The following is a 19,091-nucleotide window of genomic DNA, read 5'->3' on the forward strand; positions in this document are numbered from 1 at the left end:
ACTATGCTTACGATTGCAAAGTTCAATACTATGCAGGTCTATCAAGATTTCTCCTCGCTATCGCTCGTTCGAAATGACAACGGGAAAGATGACGATAGCCATCTCAATGCCCCGCCACATCTCCCTTATCTTTCCGCTGGAAGCTATAGATAAGATAGCCAAGTGCCGGAAGGATAAACAGACTTCCCATCAGTAAAGCTATGCCCAGTCCCTCTATGGCTTTATCCGCGCCGCGGTTGGCCAGGAGGGAAAGGTAACCCCCGTTTTTCAGGATAACGATGTTGGGGTAATGCTTGTAGGTGGTGGTGAGCAAAATCATGGTCATCTGGAAGCCCGCCAGCACCCGGATGATGAACCTTTTGCCTTTGATGATGAGGTACCACATCACCCCCAGCGAAATACTGGCAGCACTTACCGCCAAAATACCGATGATATTACCGAACACCCATTGTACCAGCGGTATTTTCTCCTCTACGGAGGCAATAAAAACCAGTCCGCCGGCTACTACAGCTGCAATATTCATGAACCGCGCCTTGCGGATAAAGCGTTTGGTTTCCTCTGGTTCCTGCGCTTCTCCAATTAAGTAAATAGCGGCCAAAAATCCGCAAAGCGCAACCGTAAAGAAACCGATAGCTACCGAGAACCAGTTGAGCCAGCTGTACACATAGGCGGTCATAAAATCGGTGGCCCCGATATCTATGCGCCCGCTTACTGCACTGCCCGCTATAATACCCAGGAACAGCGGCGTAATGAAGCTGGAATACACGAATATTTTGTTGTAAACCACCTGCATATTATCGGTAACAGCGTCGTAGTTACGGAAGGTAAGCGCCGTACCGCGGGCAATGATGCCCATCAGCATAATCACCAGCGGGATATGCAGGTAGGTGCTCATGGTGGTATAAATCACCGGGAAACCCACGAACAGTATCACGATGGCGATAATCAGCCACATATGGTTGGCCTCCCAAATGGGGCCAATAGCGTTGTACATAATACGGCGCGTGCGGTGTTTATTAGCGTTAGATGTAAACAGCTCCACAACGCCCGCACCAAAATCTGCCCCGCCCATTACCAGGTACAGCAGCAGCGCCAGCCATAAGAAACCCATTACCACGTAAATCATCATAAGCTTATCGGTTTAATTTGTAACAGTGGTTTCATGGTCGTAAAGTACAGGCACCATCTTTATTTGCCGGTAAAGCAAAAAGGTAACCGCAATGCTCAGTGTAAAATATACCGCTGTAAACAAGTAGAACGAATAGCCTATCCCCGGCATAGGCGTAACGGCATCTGCAGTGCGCATAACGCCCTGTATAATCCAGGGCTGGCGACCGACTTCGGTCACCGTCCACCCGGCCTCTACGGCAATAAAGCCCAGCGGCGTTGCGGCGATGAACAACTTCAGGAACCAATCTTTGCTAAACCAACTTTTCTTTTTTGCTAAGGCGATGAGGTAAACCACCCCAAGGGCCATCATGACCATACCCAGGCCTACCATCAGTTGGAAGGCATAATGCGTTACGGCGATAGGGGGCTGGTCGGCAAGGGGTATCTGGTCGAGACCTTTTACCGGCGTTTTAAAATCATCGTAAACCATAAAGCTGAGCATGCCGGGTAGTTCGATAGCGTAATCCACCTTTTTGTTCTTTACATCGGGTATGCCGCCGATGATAAGGGGCGAGTAGGGTTCGGTCTTGAAATGCGCTTCCATGGCGGCAAGCTTGGCGGGCTGCCTTTTGGCTACCATCTTGGCGGAGATATCACCGCTTAAGGGCTGCAAAATAGCTGCCACCACGCCAAATATAGCTGCAATGCGGAAAGAGCGCATATGGAAATCAACATTACGTTTACGCAATATCATCAACGCGTGCACGCCCGCTACAGCAAAACCGGTAGCCGCAAAGGCCGCTACCGTCATATGTAGGGCCTGCGAAAACCAGGCGGGGTTAAACATGGCCTTTACGGGGTCGATATCGGTGTATTTGCCATTAACCAGGGTAAAGCCTGTAGGGCTGTTCATCCAGGCGTTGGCGGCAACTACTAAGATGCCCGATGCTAATCCGCTGATGCCGACTATCACCCCTGTAAACCAATGGAACCATTTATTGAACCTGCCCCAGCCGTACAGGAAGAAACCCAACGCTATAGCTTCGATAAAAAAAGCAGTACCCTCCAGCGAGAACGGCATGCCGAATATCGGCCCGGCGTGTTTCATGAAGGTGGGCCACAGTAGCCCAAGCTCGAAGGACAATACCGTGCCCGATACTGCTCCGGTTGCAAAGAAGATAGCCACGCCTTTGCTCCAGGCCTTAGTTACGTTCTGGTAAATAAGGTTATTGGTTTTGAGGTACATAAAATGCGATACCGCCATGAAAAAGGGCATCACCATGCCTATGCACGAAAATATGATGTGGAAGCCGAGGGACAATGCCATCTGCGAGCGCGCGGCCATAAAATTATCCATGCCGTAAATTTACGCAAATGCTGTTTTAACCACTTACCTATCAAGTAATTATTATAATTTATATTGATTATGTATTAATATTTTAATTGCATTTGTATTGCTTTTAACTTAATAAGACATATGGTGCATCGCAGCTAAAAAACACCTTGTAAAACAGCGGTTTATACCCTTTTGGTTTTTCGTTATTTTACCTTACTTGCTCATCGATTAATATTCTTTTAACTACATTTATCGCACCTATCAATCACCATAATAGCTAAACCTTACCAATTATGAAACGCCGGGATTTTATCACCAAAACTGCGCTTACCACATTTTTACTGAGCGAGCTTTCGTCGTTCAGCATATTGGCATCGCCCGCCAGTACGTTAAACGACATTGATTTTGATAAAGGCAGCACGGTACAGTTAACGGCGAATGCCTCGGCAAAATTCAAAACTTTGCTGAAATGGATGCAGGATAACGGCTGGGTAGATTACCTCAATAAAACGCTGTCCCTTAAAATAAATCCGGCGGATACCGATATCGCCAACTACACCAAAAATCAAACCTTTGCCAAAGTAAAGGGCTTCGAAGATTTTGCAGGCGAGAAGCTGATAGAGCCCGGTTACCCGGCCGGCAGCTTGCTTTATCACGCTCTGGCCAGCGCACGCGTACGGCCTGCTATCGCCAGAAGCCAGTATCCGTCTGTGGAAATTATAGACTCGCTGGAAGATATTATTTACGGCCTGCGGAATTTCACTGCCGACGAAATGAAGGACATGGTGCTGGCCGTTTTCGCTTATGAATACCGCCCGGCTTATAAAACACCGCACCACTTGCACGCCGATATGGTTTTCTCGCGCACGGGCATTTCCCGCATAGGCGATTGCGATATGCATTACGATGCGCATAACCGCTGCTATACCAACAAGCCAGCCAACGCAGCCAAGGTGAAAAGTATTGCAGTAACACCTGCCCGTTTCGGTTTGTTCCTGGCTAAAAAGGTAGTGGGCGAGGCCGGTATAACCCTGATGGGCAAGGCCCGGGATGGCGAGGACGTAAAACGCACTTTCCTGCAACCCGTCCGTAAAATATTCAAGGGTGACGCACTGCTTGACACCCAAAGCCTCAACTTTAGCGCGTATCATGTAAACGAGAAGCTGAATAGCCTGGTAAAAACCTTTCCGGATCATTTTAACAACCCGATAGATGCAAGCGGCAAGCACATGTTCGATATCAACAAGCCGCCGTTCAGGGTCGACTCCGGCAATTCAACAACATTGGCAATGAGCATCGGCACAGGCTCTTCTGTTCTGATCAAATCTGTCCCCGGTGGCCTGGTGCGCTGGGCAAAGCAGAATGGTAAGCAAATTTATTACACGGTTAAAAAGCAGGATGGCGCGTACTTCGCCGCCATGAACACCGCCTATGTTGGTAACGAGGAAGTGCTGTTTTACGATAAGCTGGATGGGCAAGTGTATCGCGAAGTAAACCCATACGATGTGCCGCGCAATACGCCCATGTTTGTAAACGCCAAGTTTAAGAAAGACGGCGCGATGCCCGGCTTTATCCATTTGGAACGTAACCCGCGCGGCAATTACCTTGCAGCTTTGTTTGAAGACAGTATTTGCGATGGCTGCGTAACGGTAGACACGAAGAGCTGGGAAAGTAAGCTGCTGCCCCAACATGTACTGCACAATTGCCTACCTGCTTTTTCGATCATCACCGCGCCGGATTTCTTCCCGCTGGTAGATAATTATGATTTGGCCGGCTTTGATTTTGACGAGGATAATGCCACCAACTTTTTCGAAGGCGGCCTGTATAGTTTCTGTGCCGAACGCACCCGGCCAAACCAAACCATGCAGGATCCGGTTACAAAAAAACCGGCCTTTGATGCTCATGGCGATACTTTTACAGCGGTATTTTCTGATAGCACGCTGACGAAAAACACCGCTGCAGGCATTTATACCCAAACCAGCAAACGCGATTATCGCGCCAGCAGCTTCCTGCCGGATGTATGCTCGGGCGTGTTTGCGCCGGGCTGGGATATTACCTATGCTAATGATACCAAACAGCCCGACGGCAAATATCACAAGGCAGATAGCTACTTAAGTACACGTGGCCTCGGTTCACCATTTGCCGAGGATATGAAGCTTTGCGCCGCCATGAATGGCATGTGGCCAGCCGCTTCGCCCGATGCGGCCCGTACTTACCAGGGATCGATGGATACCGATTACCGCAACCCTACCGCCGTGCCGCTGATGGATAAGGAAATTGGCCTGCACAAGGATTCGCCCGCGGTTAAAGAGCTTCATTTTTTTGAAACCAGCGGTTGGGATGGCGAGCAGGGGCCATTTTTAGAAAGGGTAAACGGAAACATGTTCGTGAATTTTACCGATTTGGCCTGCGCAGATTATATCCAAAATGCTATGAATGGAAAAATGGATATGTCGGTACTGCGTGAGTTGACCAGTGCCGAACTGCGCTCGCGGATGGCGTGTTTGAAATTGTGCATCCAAAAACTGCCGCAAACCAACTTCGACCAGGAAATTATACACGATATTAAACAAAAGATGGTAGGTATGACCGGCTTATGGCTCGTAAGCGCCGAAAAGGTTGACGACTGGGCTAAGGGCGCAGCTGGCATCGGCATCCCTGCCGATTTTGTAGGGCATACCAACACCTGGGCTATTAATGCGCAAAGAGGGATAAGCGGCGACGGCTATCTGTATATCTTCGCCAACACCGATAAAGCCAAACCTGTAATGGCCGATAATTTAGCCGAGAAACGACGCATACAGGCCTGCTTAAAATTATACGTTTGCCAGGTTACCGAACGCGGCATAGCGTGGACGATGATAAAAGGCGATACGGTAACTACTGTGAAAAAACTGGTTTGGAATACCTGAACGATATGAACCATGCAGATGTAATAGTGATAGGGGGCGGCCCTGCCGGCATAGCCGCGGCTATTACCTGTGTGCAAGGCGGGTTAAAGGTTATATTGCTGGCCGACAAACCCGGGGAGCTCTCCTTAGATGAGGCGGCAGGCCGACCTGCCGAACCTTTGCAAAGCCTGCACCCGGGCGCGCTGAGTTTGCTGCAAAAATTGCAGATAGATGGCGCAATCGCTTATTCATCAAAAGGGACTTACACAGGCATCCAAACGGGCGAACATATTTCTCATTTGAGCACCGTAGAGGGTGAAATTTGGGAAGGGCATCATATTGCGCCTTCGCTGTTTTCAAGCTTCGCGCTTTTGAAGGCGAAAGAATTTGGCATCGACCTGCGTTTTTCCAGCCGCGCAAATGAAGTGATTTGCAGCGACGATGCGGTTACCGGGATAACCTTATCTGATGGTACGGCACTTAATTGCAAATACCTCATCGATGCAAGCGGCCGCAACCGTTTTGCGGGGCGGTTTTTGAAATTCGACGAAGTAATGCATAGCCGCCCGCTGCTCTCCTGGACGGGGGTTAGTATGGATGACGAGCATGACTATCGCAACAAACAATTGGCTCATTTCGAACCCAACGAACATGGTTGGGCCTGGACGGCCTACAGCCAACATGGCTATCACACCTGGACCAAACTCACCGACAATAAAAACGCTGGTTTCTTTACTAAAGAGTTAGCCGCATCGCCCAAAAGCACGTCGGTAAGAGCAGCCAATATGCAATGGTGCGTTTTTCGGCCGCTGGCATGCCCCGGTTTACTGCTGGCAGGAGATGCTGCCGGCATCTTAGACCCTGCAGCGGGGCAGGGGATACTAAGTGGTCTCATGTCGGGCATTATGGCCGGCGAAACGGTTATCAGCTGCGTTAAAAATAGCATGCTCTCCAACTGGCACTTAGCCCAATATGATAACTGGTTTATGACGCACTACAACCACAAAAAAGATGCGTTAAATAAACGATACCTCGAAATGGGCATCGACGTGAATCCCTAACAATACCGTCGCCTCCTTTTTATTTCGCAGTATGCTGTAATTGGCACGGCATTAATCACTATTTTGCCCGCAAGAATTCTTACTTTAGCCACAGCCCTTTAACTTAGCCAATGTTTACCGTTCGGTAATTTATGGAGATACATTTTTCAAACTCATGCCTTCGTAATTGGCTGTCCTGCTGCATTCTTTGCCTGGCATTGTTTTGTACGGCTAATTTGCGTGCCGAGGGTAGCAAGGAGCTTGCCGCCAATGGTGGTAACCGTGCTTATCTGTTATCCTCTACGGTAGAAAACCCTTCGTACCCTTTCCCCACGCTTGGCACCATGAAGGTTTATGTAAAGGAGGGGGAAACCATTTATGTAGGTTCCAGCGCGCAGGGGCAAAGTTTCGGCACCATAAACCTGCGCTCGCCTGATGGCGCCACTTACACCAGCGGCAACTCAAAAACCATAGGTTTTATTGGTACCCGCGCACAAGAAGTTGCCGGGCCGCAGCCCAACGCCGGCGGTTACCTGGCCTTTACCCGCACCGTACTGGCAGGGCAGGGCGGCATTTGGGAGATAGACTTTATCTCGCCCAATAATGGCGGCGATACGGGCGGCAACCCGCCACAACTTGCTGTTGATGCGCAATGGGTGCAACCCGCTAACCGCTATATCGCCGCGTTCGATGTTTCGGTGCGTAATGCGGGCAATACCGCCTTTTTAACCGGCAGGGTATTCACCAATGTGCTATCGGGCATTTTAGGTACATTCGATGTAGGTTTTAACGCCATATTGCACATCCTCACCAAAGATGGCTACCACTACGCACTGGATAATAACGGGCAGGCAGGCAACGGTTTTACGTTTTTCGCCAATAACAAAGGTTTCCGCAATGCCGATGGTACCCCATCATACAAAAGCGTAAACAACACCAGCAGCCCCGATGTGTACAACCCGGCAAACGGCGATACGCCTTCTGATATCACCCACAAAATATTCTTCAACACCCCGGCTGCCGACCTCCCCGCGTCGGCCAATACCCCCGGTGGCAATACCTGGCTGGTGAACGTGCCCGTTTTGCCTACTTTAAGCAATATCAGCTTTATAGGGGCCGATGGCATCAGCGGCCAAACCAGCACGGCCAATCCCGGTGGAAAAATCAAATTCACGGCTACGGCCAATGGCAGCTACACCATCAGCATAGATATTAACCGCAACGGTGTTTTTACCGATGGCATAGACCGAATAATTGGCGGAACGATCAACGCGGGGAGCAATGAAGTAGTTTGGAACGGGCTGGACGGCACCGGGAGCGTAGTGCCGGCAAATGCGGCCAGTTACGTCGTTAATATCAACGTATCGCTGTTCGCTGCCGAGGTCCACTTCCCGTTTTTTGATGTGGAACGTAACCTCAACGGCATAAAGCTTACGCGCGGCAATGGCGCCAACTCGCCCGATAATACCATTTATTGGGACGATAGTCCGATTACCCCAAATGGCGTGCCGTCCAACCCTGTAACCAATACCACGGGCCTAAGCAGCCTGACCAACGGCCACAAATGGGGAAAGACGGCCCTGAGCACTAACGACGACGACGACTTCGGTAACAACAAAAGCATAGATACCTGGGCCTATGTGATTACTTCGGCCCTGGCGGCCAGCCTGGATGTTGTAGTAAAGGCACCCAAACCTGATGGTATCATCTTCGTGCCCAATATCATCACGCCGAATAATGATGGTAAGAACGATGTTTTCGAAGTGAAAGGTATAGGGGGATTCCCCGGCAGCCGCCTGATGATTTTCAATCGCTGGGGAAACCAGGTTTATAAATCGGAGAATTACGCCAACACCTGGGATGCTAACGGCCTCGCCGACGGCACTTACTATTACCTGCTTGAACTGAACACCGGTGAACCGAAACGCACCGTGTATAAGGGTTGGCTATACATCAACAGAAGGTAAATGAACAGGTTTAACAAATATATACTGCTATTTGCGCTGGCGTTTGCTTTGCAGCAGGCCCATGCACAGCAAACCGTACAGTTTAGCCAATACATGTTCAACGGCCTGGTGGTTAACCCCGCTTATGCAGGCTATAAAGAAGATTGGACGCTGAACCTGGCCAGCCGCTTGCAATGGGCCGGTATTGATGGCGCGCCGCGTACCAACACCATATCTGTAGATGGCGTGCTGAACCCCGATAGCAAGAACGCCGCCCTCGGCTTTTTGGCCACCAACGATAGGTTGGGCCCTGAAAATAACACCTCTTTTTACGCCAATTACGCCTACCGCCTAAGGCTGGACGATGAGGACACCAAACGCCTGAGCTTTGGGTTTGGCGGGGGGCTGGTGCAGTACCGCATAGATGGTTCAAAGTTTAGTCCGATAGACCCTACAGACGGCGGCATCATCGGCAACGAGAATACGCTGATGGCCGATTTCAGGCTGGGCGTGTATTATACAACAACCACTTTTTACGTTGGAGCATCGGCATTGAATTTATTTTCGAAGCCGATATCGGGCGCGAATACTTTAGTAATAGACCCGGTTCCGCATTTCTACCTCACCGCAGGTACGGTTATCCCGCTGAGCAACACTATCGATATCAAGCCATCAGCCATGCTGAAAGGAGATCTGAAAAGCCCTGCGGGTTTAGATTTGACAACGTACCTGCTGTTCGATAAAAAGCTGTGGTTGGGGGCATCGTACAACACGGGAGTAAACATCAACAACAGGTACAAACAGTATAAAGGGGTAGATAAAAACAACACCATAACCGCCATTGCGCAATTCAATATCAACGATTTCCTGCGTTTTGGTTATTCGTATGATTTCAGCACCAGCGCGCTGGCAACCTACGAAAGCGGCACGCACGAGGTTTCGCTAAGTATAAGTTTCAGGCGGAAGCAGCCAAGAGTAATTAGTCCACGCTTTTTTTGATGACCAATATGAAGAAGATACTGATATTCCTGGTATTGACACAATGCCTTACGCGGGTTGCAACCGCGCAGGAGCAGCTCAGCAAGAAACAATTGGCCGATAAGCTTTTCGAGCGTTACGAATATTACAAAGCTCTTAACCTCTATCTGCCACTTACCGATAAAAACAACCCCGACGTGCGCGTAGTAGAACGCGTAGCCGATTGCTACCGACTGGTAAACGATAGCAAAAACGCCGAAAACTGGTATGCCAATGCTATTAACTACAATAACGCACAAGTAATAGATTGGTATTACTACGCCGGGGCGCTGTTACAGAACAACAAGCTAAAGGAGGCCAAAGCGCAATATACAGCCTATTATAAAAGCGTGGGTAAACCCGATGAACTGCAATTTAAGCTGGCCACCTGCGATTCGGCTGCGAAGTGGATGGCTGCGCCAAATAGGCGTTATAGGATAATTGAAGAAAAAAAATTGAATAGCATTTACGCTGATTGGGGCACTAATTTTTATGGCGCGTATGGCGAATACGGCATTGTTTTTACATCCGACCGCGTTACCGGGAGCGAGGGCGACAAGCAAACCGATAGCCGCACCGGTAATGCTTATTTTAAACTGTACAGGGCCAATAAGGATAGCGTTTTGCTGCTGCCAATGAGCAGCGAGGGCAGCAAGATTTTCAATGGAGACTACCACGCTGGCCCCGCTTTATTCAACGATGCGGCTGACACTGCCTGGATAACCATTACCACAACCGTTCCGCGCGGCAACCTGCCTGTAGATAAACGCGATAAAGGCAGCCATCAGCGCCTGTACACCCGCAGGCTGATGCTCGTATTGGCGACAAAAAAAGATGGCGTTTGGGGCAATTTCAAGGACTTTGCTTACAACAATATCAAAGCTTATTCTGTTGGCCATGCGGCTTTATCTCCGGATGGCTCGATACTTTATTTCACCTCGGATATGCCGGGTGGCGAAGGGGGTACTGATATTTGGTACTGCCAAAAACAAGGCGACGGGAGTTGGGCCAAACCTGTTAACTGCGGCAAAGACATCAACACTAAGGGTGATGAGGCTTTCCCTGTAATTCGTAAGGATGGAGACCTGGAATTTGCTTCGGACGGATTACCGGGCATGGGAGGCTTTGATATTTTTGAGGCAAAAGGCAAAATGGCTGAATGGAGCACACCCGTTAACCACCGCTATCCGGTGAACAGTACGGCCGATGATTTTTATTTCCTGACAGCTGATGGCCTTAGCGGATACTTTTCCAGTAACCGCGCAGGCGGGGCAGGTAACGATGATATTTATAGTTTTAAATACCAGCCCCCTGCAACGCCGGTAGTGCCTATACCTCCTGCTGTTATCGTATCCACACCAAAACCGGCTTTCGATCCGCAGGATATCCATGCGATTATTTATTACGACCTCGATAAATCCAACATCCGGCCCGATGCCGCTGCGGAGCTGGATAAACTGGCCGAAGTGTTGAAGGCGAATCCATTGGTAAAGGTAAAACTTGCTTCTTATACCGATGTGCGGGCATCGGGCAGCTACAATATTGGCCTTTCCAAACGGCGTTCCAATTCGGCTATTGCTTATCTGGTTAAGCAGGGGATAGCACCTGGCAGGCTTTCGGCAGGGTGGTTCGGCAAGGAAAACCTGGTAGCCGATTGCCCCGACCACAGCTCTTGCACCGAAGCCCAGCATCAGCTAAACCGCCGTACTGAAGTGGTGTATGATGGGGTGTTGAAGTGAAATCGGCGATGAGGGCACAGTCGTGGGAAAATATTCATATTGACCATAGACCCCCGTGCCGGTGTCCGCTCCGCCACAAATTAGCCATGTTCGATAGCAGCCGGCGGTGAGGACACCGCCTTACGGAGAGTTTTTGTTTTGTTTCAACCCCTGTGGCGGTGTCCCCACCGCCACTATTCAAACGCTCCTATATCCTCCTTTTCAACGTCAGTATCACCCGGGTGTATGTCTTTTCATGATAGATCTCGAGTAGCAGGCTTCGCCCGTCGCCTGAGCGGAAAAGCTGGTCCAGTTCTTCCAGTTGCATGTTGGCCACCGGCTTAAAATTCACCGACATGATCTCATCGTCCTTAGCCAAACCTATCTCATCGCTTGCCGAACCGGGTTCTACGCGGCTTATTACCACATGCCTAAGGCCATCGCCGCCGGCATAGTATTCTATGCCGCTCATATCGCGCTCAAAGGCCTCTTTAAGATTGGTGCGGGGTTTTACGTACAGCAGCCCTTTGCCGTAATCGAATATCAGGTGAAAACGTTTCAGTACGTCTACCCCCAGGTTGCCGTCGCGCTGGGCAGTTGTATACGGTTCATCGCGTCTTTCGGGGAAAGAGGAGAGTACGTTGGTTAAACTATACCTGCCTATATTCAGCTGGTTTATCCGGCTTATATCGCCGCTAATGGGCCCGGTAAGGCCCATGCCCAGGTTGGCAGCGATGGATTTATCGGTAGGCCAGCGTTTGCTGCCGTCATCCTCCAACGATAGGGGATGGCCTGCCCCAATGTCTACAATCAGTTTGCAATCGCGTTCGGTTTTATCGCAAAAACGCACGCAGGTGGTTATAAAGGGTTTGTTGCCCTCTATTAAAAGCGGCAGCGCATCGTATTTCTTCGGCACCCGCATTTTGCCCGGGCGATAGGCAGTTAGTGTGCTATCGCTAAAGTTTATTTTAACAACCAGCCTGCTAAAAAACTCGTAGCCCAATAAGCCATATATGGGCACACCTGCATAATTAGATAAACCAAAGTGGTCTTTCTTAAAGATAGCAGCACTAACGCCTACGCTGTTTATCCCGGGAATTTCTATATTTAAAGTTGATGTATAATATGCATCGAAATCGTCGCCCTCGCCCAGGCCGCCCAGCTTTATGGTGCGCCTATCGGGTATGCTCAGGCTATCGATAAGGCTGGGCTCGGTTATCACCATAAAGCCTACGCCGGTATCTAAAACAAAATTGTAGGGGCCATTATTATTTATCTTCAGCTTAATAATCACCATGTTCCGCACTATCTTGAACGGCACGTTTACCTTGTCCTGGCCGCCTGTCAGCTCAAAAAATTGCGCGTATCCCTGCCGGCTGCAACCAAAAAGCATGAGCAGCAACAAAAAGAGGTAATATGCAGCATGGCGTGGCATGAGGGCGCACGGTTTATAATTGGTTTGTAACAGGTGGTTATATAATAATACGTTAGTTTTTGCATTAAGTTGCCAATGCTACTGTTTTATAATAGCGCGCCTGCAGGTTGGCAATCGTAAACGTACCTCCTGCAATAGCAAAGTCCAGCATCGAGGACGTCCACACCTGGCCATCGTGTATATTAGCAACCATTAGCGGCAAATGATACAGCAGGCCAAATGCCATTAAGAATATGCCCAGGGCAACAGCCGGAAGTCCACCATAGCGGTTACTGATGATGCCAATGGCAGCGATGATAATGAACGCCCCAACCAAATAATCCCATACGGCCCCACCCGCGAACCATTCCGGTACTTTGGCCGTAACGAATTTGATATGTGCAAAATGCTGCATCGCTAAAAACGTCAAGGCCGTGGCAAACAGGTACCGCGCCGGCAATTGCAGCCTGCGTTGCCCGCTTAAAGCCATGGCAATAGCCATTATTGCAACATCCTGTAGGGCACGTGTCCAAAACTGCACATCCTGCGGCGTGCTTATCAAACGTGGTATATGCAGCAGTACGATGAAAAACAACAGCATCAGGGCCAACAAAAGAGCTGCTAAACGGGTGTATTTATCAATAGCTATGCTCGCAGCGAACGCTACGAACGCAACGCCAACAAACCAAGCCAAAAACAAGTGCCAGGGCATAAATGCAGGTACCAACGTAGCCACGAAGCTTGCGTACATAAAATGCTGTATGCCAAATACAAAGAATGCTGCTGCATAAAGCCATTTGCCGGCTGTAGCTAACTTATCCATAAAAAATGTATTGGTGTTTTGGTTATTTAGCCGCCAAAATCGCGTAACTTGCGTAAGCGGCGGCCATACAAATGTAGACGGCGTTTTTCCATATTGCATGCGTTTTGCCTGTACAAGTTGGTACAAGTTGATACAAGCCTAAGCATGCCACGCATGCTGTTAAATTTGCGCAAGTAAAACCGATTATGCCTTTTGATGAATTAATAGAATCGCTTAAAAAGCAGTACGAGGCCGAAACCGGCTGGGGCGACAGCGGCAGCTGGACCAATCAGGATTTTATTAACCTAAGCGAACTTATACACCAGCGCACCGGCGTAACCTTAAGCCATGTAACCCTCAAACGCATTTGGGGAAAGGTGAAATACGATAGCCTGCCCAATACTTATACGCTGGATACCCTTGCCACTTTTATTGGTTTTAATGGCTGGAGGACCTTTGTAACCGCCCACCAAAAAAGCGGGAATACCAATGTTGCCATACTGGAAGATGTACTGGTAAGCCCCCAACCAGGGCTGGCACCGGCACCAAAACCGGTTACCGCCCATAAGCCAATCAATATGCGGATATGGCAGATTACCGCCGCAGTTGCTTTGATAACCGGCATTGTGATAACCTACCTCAGCATCAACAAAAACCCCGCGCCTGTTACCGATGCCGATTACACCTTCAGTAGCAAAAAGGTTGTTACCGAGGGGGTGCCCAATTCGGTTATATTCAGTTACGATGCAGCAAAGGCCCCCGGCGATTCGGTCATCATACAGCAATCGTGGGATAAAACGCTGAGGCAGAAGGTTTCTAAATGGGATAAGCAGCATACCTCCATCTATTACTACCCAGATTATTACCGGGCGAAGCTCATCGTAAATAATAAAATCGTAAAACAGCATGACCTCCTGATTAAATCTGACGGGTGGATGAGTGCCGTAACGCTGAAGCCGGTGCCGGTTTATTTCGACAGCGCAGAGGTGATTCGCGATGGGAAAATGTCGCTGGATATAGCTCAAATACAGGCACATAATATAAAAATGCAGCCCGCACCGCCCTTCGTGCTGTTCAGCAACGTGCGCGACCTGGGCGAGATATACAGCGATGATTTCGTATTCGAGTCCTCACTACGGAACGATTACAGCGATGGCGCGGCCATTTGCCAGCAAAGCCACATTTATATATTGTGCGAGGGCACGGCCATTGCCATACCGCTTTGTGCAAAGGGCTGTGTATCAGATATAGATTTCATTTTTACCGACTACTACAAATCGGGCAAAACGCAGGATTTGTCCGTCTTCGGGGTAGATTTTAGTAAGTACGTGAAGGTTAGGGTAGAGGCGCACGGCGGGATAGGGAAGGTGTACCTGGACGATAAACTGGTGTACACCATCAAAACGAATATCGTCCGCTCCAAAATTATCGGCATCGATTTTAGTTTCCAGGGGACGGGATCGGTAGATTACGTGAAACTATCAAACGGTAAGGTAAACTACGAGGATAATTTTTAGCCCGTTTTTGCCAAAAATCACCGTCGAAAATTTCCTTGTTTTTACCACAATAGGGCAAAAAAAGGTCGTTTTTTTCGGGCTTTTTCTGAAAGATTTCGGTGTTTTTCTATGGTTTATAAAAAAAAAGCGTATTTCAACGAATTTTCATTTTTTTTGGGATTACTTCGCCGTTGTTGGTGTTGTCATCAACAACCAAAAAGGGCTTGCCATTGGCACGCAGTTTGAAAAAATTAGCCGTATGAAAAAGCAGGTGCTATTTATACAGGGCGGCGGCGATGATGGATACGCAGCCGACGGCAAGCTGGTCCGTTCTCTTGAGAATGCATTAGGGAAGGGGTATGAAGTGCGTTACCCACGACTAAAAACGGATGAGGAAAGCCCGGATTTTGGCTGGCTGCAACAAATCGGAAAGGAGGTTGAGCGGTACGCGGATGGGCTTATCCTGGTAGCGCATTCTTTAGGCGCATCGTTGCTGCTTAAATATCTTTCTGAAAATAAGGTCCCGCAAAAGTTAACCGGTGTTTTCCTGGCAGCCACACCTTATTGGAGCGGTAAGGAGCAATGGCAGCAAGGCTTAAAACTGCTCGAGGATTTTGCCGATAGCCTCCCCAAAAATACGCCATTGTTTTTTTACCATTGCCGGGATGATGAGGAAGTGCCGTTTGAGCAGTTCGGAATTTACCGGCAAAAGCTGCCGCAAGCAAAGTTCCGCGAAATCGAAAGCGGCGGCCACCAACTTGGCAATAATCTTAGTGCTGTGGCGGAGGATATCAAAGAGCTATAAAGCCCGCTTTCTCCGCCGCCAGGGGGCATATTGACCGCAACCGCAGGCCAGCACCTTACTGCCATGGCGCCTGCGGGCCTCTTTTCCGTTACAGATGATCAACATAATAAGCTGTAAATAATCGGATTTACAAGTCCATAATCGCTATGTTTGTGATACAAGATTTGCAGTTAATCTGCACAGGAAATTGCTTGGTTTTCGCTAAGTAAGGAATAACAGCCGTTTAACATATTGATTGTCAAAGTGATTTAAGTATTAAATAAATCACCTTCTCTGCTGGCAAAACAACAGGGGCTCTTCGGAGATCCTTGCGGGAACATAGAACGAACACTATATATTTTATCTTATATGAAGAAGAGATTACAAGTTAAATACTTCGTTTTATTTGCCTCCGTTTTTTTAACAGGGGGTTGCGGCAGTTCGCGCATCTTACCGGTTGTAAACACAACTTCGTTGGTGTACACGTTGCCGGATAAAGGCAAATTTGTTAACGATAAACCCGTGGGGACAGGTTGGGTTAACCTGATTGGTTCGTTAAACGACTGGGTGGCTACAAAACCTTACTGGACTTTGAATGATGGCATTTTGCATGGTGATTATAACGGTGGCGGGCAACATATGTATGCATACACCAAAACTACCTACGCCAACTTTGAATTAAATGCGATTGTTAGGATGACCGGCCGCGATGCAAACTCGGGTGTTTGCATACGCATACACCCTACCGATACTGATAACGCACCGGGCTACCAGGTTGATATGGGGCCCGGCTACTGGGGATGCCTTTGGGAAGAACGCAGGGCCGAAATGGTTCAAAAGTACCCAAAAGAACTGGCAGATAAACTCGTAAAGGCAAATGATTGGAACCATTACTATATCATTGCCAAGGACCATCATATTACAGCGTGGTTAAACGGCGTTAAAACAATTGATATCGTACATGCAGAAGGATTTAGCGATGGTGCCATTGGCTTACAACTATGCCATGGCGACAAACATACGGTACTGGATGTGAAAGCATTGTACATCAGGAAGATAAAGTAGGAGGTCTTGTTTTACGAAATGTATTCCTGGCGCGTAAGCGTGCCTGTTTCAATTTTATTGTAACGTAAATAGCTTCGGCTCAGTCTAAATCAAAATCGTTACCTTCGAGCCTAAGACGTTGACTGCTAAATTCTATACACCAACCGAGCCTTGTTTTAAGCAAGTGATACACTCCATTTGGCAGGTAGAGCATCCGCAGCATCAATTTAAAAAGGAGTGTATTATCCCCAATGGCGTGGTGGAGGCAATCTTTAATTTTAGCGATAGCCCGCCCATACCGGCTCAATTGGGCAACAAACAGCAATATTTGGGTAACTGCTTTATAAATGGGTTTAATACTACCCCTATCAATATCCAGCTTCCGCAACGGCAGGTATTTTTTGGCGTTATGTTTCAACCTTTAGCGGTAAAACATATATTTAAAACCCCGGCGGCCGAGTTTGCCAATTTAACGGTGGACCTTGGCCTTGTCAACCCCATTTACAATTCGCTTTGGCACCATTTGGCGGAGCAGGACAATTTTGATGCAAAGGTTACGGCTTTCCTTAACTGGCTTAGTAAACACCTTACCGGTTGGCAGCCCCGCGAGCAAATGATCAACAACTTCCTGTACGCCACTAACCAAAACGATTTATCTGTAAACGCCCTGGCTTCATCATTGTGCTATTCGCCACGGCAGTTGCAGCGGAAAATACTGGAGGCCACAGGCATGAATACCGAAGAGATGCTGCTGTATAAAAAATACCTGAAGGCCATTGGGTTGATGCATGATGATGTTAACCTTTCGCTTACAGAAATAGCCTACCAAATCCGTTTTTCCGACCAATCTCATTTCAACAAAACCTTTAAGGGTTACGCCGGCATTACCCCCGGCGAATACAAACGGGGCATGGGCCCGGTAAAAGGGCACCTTTACCAGGATGTCCGTTAAATACAATTTTGCGGGGTGCCACTGCGGCATCTTTGCAGAAAAAAACAAATGAAAACAATATTTTTATTCGCATCTATCGGCATAGCCAGCGGCTTGCTATTTACAAACATTTACACTTCTTTGGTCGACGCACGGAGTTGGGGAAGCGACGTTCCCCACTCCATTGCCGCGGCGCGGGAATACTTTAAGGTGGTAAGCCCGGGCAATTTCTTCCGGATATTTTCGCCAGTTAACCAGCTATTGGGCTTACTGGTGCTCATCCTTTTCTGGAAGGCATCGCCGGCTATTCGGCTGAGTTTCGGCGCTGCCTTTGTTTTATACATTATTGCAGACGCTTTTACATTTGCCTATTTCTATCCGCGCAACGATATCATGTTTAAAACCGCCCGCCTGACTGATGTGGATCTGCTCAAGCAAACAGTGTCGCAATGGGCCACCATGAACTGGCTGCGTACCGCAATTATTTTTGCAGGGCTTTGCTGCTCGTGCGTATCGCTGCACAAGATATATTTGCTTGCACAGAAATAATTTTCTTGGGTAGCCGGTAACCGGGAATGAGTGCCGGCTGCCCATTCGCAATTGTATTTCAATTCGTTCTGGTAGGCGGTATCCGTCACCTCTGCGGTTTCCCCGCCGGTTCAAGTGTCTCACTTGAACCAACTCAAATGTAAGCGTCCCGCTTACAACAACACTTTTGCAATGTCGAAAAACATGTGCTCAGCCTGGCGCGGGTATGCCGGCAGGGCTATGCGCACTCACCCCGGCGCGAGAGGATTAAAGCTATAGCAGCTAAGCCTCGAAACCCGCTAAAAATCATTTAGTTACGTCAGCGGGACGCTGACATGTATGTGGGTTCAAGCGAGACGCTTGAACCGGCGGGGGTAGTCATTGGCGAAAACACCAACACGGCGAAAGCAAACGCCGGCGAAAAATAAATTCCCTGTCATTTGTGTTATTACACTAAGTATAATTATATTTGTCGCATGAAATTTAATAATCTACATGAGCAAACCCGCCGTTATTTGACTTTTAGTCGAACAGGGACTGCTGTGTAAATTATCCAACATAAAAGCATTAAGCCTCTTAGACTAAAAAACTAAGAGGCTTTTTTCGTTTATAGGAATTTTTTTTGAAGCGTTTGGCAAGAGGTTAAGCCGCTACACTTTCACTGTAGTCACCACGGGTTCGAATCCCGTACGCTTTACGGAATAAGGGTGATTCCTTATTGCATTGATTGAAAAATGAAGCGTTTGGCAAGCGGTTAAGCCACTACACTTTCAATGTAGTCATCACGGGTTCGAATCCCGTACGCTTTACGGTTTTTAGCAGTATAACTGCCAGCAGGTATTATACTGCGGTATTTTGTTTAAATATATGGTGACTTTGTGCGTAACTTGAAACGCAGCCTCCCTGTGAACGAGGTTACATCGGTTCGATTCCGATAGGTCACACATATTTCGGTTTAGTTCAAAGGATAGAATAGGTAGCTACGAACTACCTGATAGCGGTTCGAGTCCGTTAACCGAAACTTTATTTTCAGG

At 48.4% G+C, this 19,091-nt stretch carries 14 protein-coding genes and 3 tRNA genes; 13 read left to right on the forward strand and 4 right to left on the reverse strand.

Going from position 1 to position 19,091, the window contains the following annotated elements; genetic code table 11:
* Positions 1-103: 103 nt before the first annotated feature.
* Positions 104-1,126 carry a cytochrome d ubiquinol oxidase subunit II gene (locus AC1DYT_RS05700; RefSeq protein WP_477468865.1) on the reverse strand — a complete coding sequence of 341 codons (1,023 nt, stop codon included), beginning with the start codon at positions 1,124-1,126 and terminating at the stop codon, positions 104-106.
* A 15-nt stretch (positions 1,127-1,141) separates the two neighbouring features.
* On the reverse strand, positions 1,142-2,467 hold the full coding sequence (locus AC1DYT_RS05705) for a cytochrome ubiquinol oxidase subunit I (protein WP_477468679.1): 1,326 nt from the start codon (positions 2,465-2,467) through the stop codon (positions 1,142-1,144).
* A gap of 272 nt (positions 2,468-2,739) precedes the next feature.
* On the opposite strand from AC1DYT_RS05705, the gene AC1DYT_RS05710 reads away from it, so the two are divergent.
* The 5 genes from AC1DYT_RS05710 (at position 2,740) to AC1DYT_RS05730 (ending at position 11,079) form a co-directional block, all read left to right on the forward strand.
* Positions 2,740-5,358 (forward strand): hypothetical protein, encoded by a 2,619-nt coding sequence (locus tag AC1DYT_RS05710; protein ID WP_477468680.1) that lies wholly within the window; start codon positions 2,740-2,742, stop codon positions 5,356-5,358.
* Positions 5,359-5,363: 5 nt separating this feature from the next.
* Positions 5,364-6,398, forward strand: coding sequence for an NAD(P)/FAD-dependent oxidoreductase (locus AC1DYT_RS05715; RefSeq protein WP_477468681.1), 1,035 nt, complete (start codon positions 5,364-5,366; stop codon positions 6,396-6,398).
* Positions 6,399-6,529: 131 nt separating this feature from the next.
* Positions 6,530-8,344 carry a gliding motility-associated C-terminal domain-containing protein gene (locus AC1DYT_RS05720; RefSeq protein WP_477468682.1) on the forward strand — a complete coding sequence of 605 codons (1,815 nt, stop codon included), beginning with the start codon at positions 6,530-6,532 and terminating at the stop codon, positions 8,342-8,344.
* Positions 8,345-9,322, forward strand: coding sequence for a PorP/SprF family type IX secretion system membrane protein (locus tag AC1DYT_RS05725; protein ID WP_477468683.1), 978 nt, complete (start codon positions 8,345-8,347; stop codon positions 9,320-9,322).
* 8 nt (positions 9,323-9,330) lie between these two features.
* Positions 9,331-11,079: an OmpA family protein gene (locus tag AC1DYT_RS05730; RefSeq protein ID WP_477468684.1), complete on the forward strand. Its 1,749-nt coding sequence runs from the start codon at positions 9,331-9,333 to the stop codon at positions 11,077-11,079.
* Between the two features lie 187 nt (positions 11,080-11,266).
* Here AC1DYT_RS05730 and AC1DYT_RS05735 read toward each other — a convergent pair whose 3' ends face one another.
* On the reverse strand, positions 11,267-12,493 hold the full coding sequence (locus AC1DYT_RS05735; RefSeq protein WP_477468685.1) for an aspartyl protease family protein: 1,227 nt from the start codon (positions 12,491-12,493) through the stop codon (positions 11,267-11,269).
* A 64-nt stretch (positions 12,494-12,557) separates the two neighbouring features.
* On the reverse strand, positions 12,558-13,295 hold the full coding sequence (locus AC1DYT_RS05740; RefSeq protein WP_477468686.1) for a hypothetical protein: 738 nt from the start codon (positions 13,293-13,295) through the stop codon (positions 12,558-12,560).
* A gap of 185 nt (positions 13,296-13,480) precedes the next feature.
* Here AC1DYT_RS05740 and AC1DYT_RS05745 point away from each other — a divergent pair, with 185 nt between their 5' ends.
* The 8 genes from AC1DYT_RS05745 (at position 13,481) to AC1DYT_RS05780 (ending at position 19,001) form a co-directional block, all read left to right on the forward strand.
* Positions 13,481-14,791: a hypothetical protein gene (locus tag AC1DYT_RS05745; protein WP_477468687.1), complete on the forward strand. Its 1,311-nt coding sequence runs from the start codon at positions 13,481-13,483 to the stop codon at positions 14,789-14,791.
* 238 nt (positions 14,792-15,029) lie between these two features.
* On the forward strand, positions 15,030-15,575 hold the full coding sequence (locus AC1DYT_RS05750; RefSeq protein ID WP_477468688.1) for an alpha/beta hydrolase: 546 nt from the start codon (positions 15,030-15,032) through the stop codon (positions 15,573-15,575).
* Positions 15,576-15,923: 348 nt separating this feature from the next.
* Positions 15,924-16,619, forward strand: coding sequence for a 3-keto-disaccharide hydrolase (locus AC1DYT_RS05755; RefSeq protein WP_477468689.1), 696 nt, complete (start codon positions 15,924-15,926; stop codon positions 16,617-16,619).
* A 118-nt stretch (positions 16,620-16,737) separates the two neighbouring features.
* A complete protein-coding gene (locus AC1DYT_RS05760; RefSeq protein ID WP_477468690.1) occupies positions 16,738-17,550 on the forward strand; it encodes a helix-turn-helix domain-containing protein in 813 nt (270 codons plus the stop codon).
* A gap of 48 nt (positions 17,551-17,598) precedes the next feature.
* Positions 17,599-18,078 (forward strand): anthrone oxygenase family protein, encoded by a 480-nt coding sequence (locus AC1DYT_RS05765; protein WP_477468691.1) that lies wholly within the window; start codon positions 17,599-17,601, stop codon positions 18,076-18,078.
* Positions 18,079-18,681: 603 nt separating this feature from the next.
* A tRNA-Glu gene (locus AC1DYT_RS05770) sits at positions 18,682-18,754 on the forward strand.
* Between the two features lie 39 nt (positions 18,755-18,793).
* Positions 18,794-18,866 (forward strand) — tRNA-Glu (locus tag AC1DYT_RS05775).
* A gap of 61 nt (positions 18,867-18,927) precedes the next feature.
* Positions 18,928-19,001: transfer RNA gene (locus AC1DYT_RS05780), tRNA-His, on the forward strand.
* Positions 19,002-19,091 lie beyond the last annotated feature (90 nt).

The sequence above is a fragment of the Mucilaginibacter sp. P1_D10 genome (assembly GCF_056406215.1).

What these genes read in the sequence shown, in the direction of transcription:
- AC1DYT_RS05740 (WP_477468686.1), bottom strand. Translation starts at nt 13,295, where the DNA reads ATGGATAAGTTAGCTACAGCCGGCAAATGGCTTTATGCAGCAGCATTC.
- AC1DYT_RS05750 (WP_477468688.1), top strand. Translation starts at nt 15,030, where the DNA reads ATGAAAAAGCAGGTGCTATTTATACAGGGCGGCGGCGATGATGGATAC.
- AC1DYT_RS05710 (WP_477468680.1), top strand. Translation starts at nt 2,740, where the DNA reads ATGAAACGCCGGGATTTTATCACCAAAACTGCGCTTACCACATTTTTA.
- AC1DYT_RS05705 (WP_477468679.1), bottom strand. Translation starts at nt 2,467, where the DNA reads ATGGATAATTTTATGGCCGCGCGCTCGCAGATGGCATTGTCCCTCGGC.
- AC1DYT_RS05725 (WP_477468683.1), top strand. Translation starts at nt 8,345, where the DNA reads ATGAACAGGTTTAACAAATATATACTGCTATTTGCGCTGGCGTTTGCT.
- AC1DYT_RS05715 (WP_477468681.1), top strand. Translation starts at nt 5,364, where the DNA reads ATGAACCATGCAGATGTAATAGTGATAGGGGGCGGCCCTGCCGGCATA.
- AC1DYT_RS05730 (WP_477468684.1), top strand. Translation starts at nt 9,331, where the DNA reads ATGAAGAAGATACTGATATTCCTGGTATTGACACAATGCCTTACGCGG.
- AC1DYT_RS05700 (WP_477468865.1), bottom strand. Translation starts at nt 1,126, where the DNA reads ATGATTTACGTGGTAATGGGTTTCTTATGGCTGGCGCTGCTGCTGTAC.
- AC1DYT_RS05735 (WP_477468685.1), bottom strand. Translation starts at nt 12,493, where the DNA reads ATGCCACGCCATGCTGCATATTACCTCTTTTTGTTGCTGCTCATGCTT.
- AC1DYT_RS05755 (WP_477468689.1), top strand. Translation starts at nt 15,924, where the DNA reads ATGAAGAAGAGATTACAAGTTAAATACTTCGTTTTATTTGCCTCCGTT.
- AC1DYT_RS05720 (WP_477468682.1), top strand. Translation starts at nt 6,530, where the DNA reads ATGGAGATACATTTTTCAAACTCATGCCTTCGTAATTGGCTGTCCTGC.
- AC1DYT_RS05745 (WP_477468687.1), top strand. Translation starts at nt 13,481, where the DNA reads ATGCCTTTTGATGAATTAATAGAATCGCTTAAAAAGCAGTACGAGGCC.
- AC1DYT_RS05765 (WP_477468691.1), top strand. Translation starts at nt 17,599, where the DNA reads ATGAAAACAATATTTTTATTCGCATCTATCGGCATAGCCAGCGGCTTG.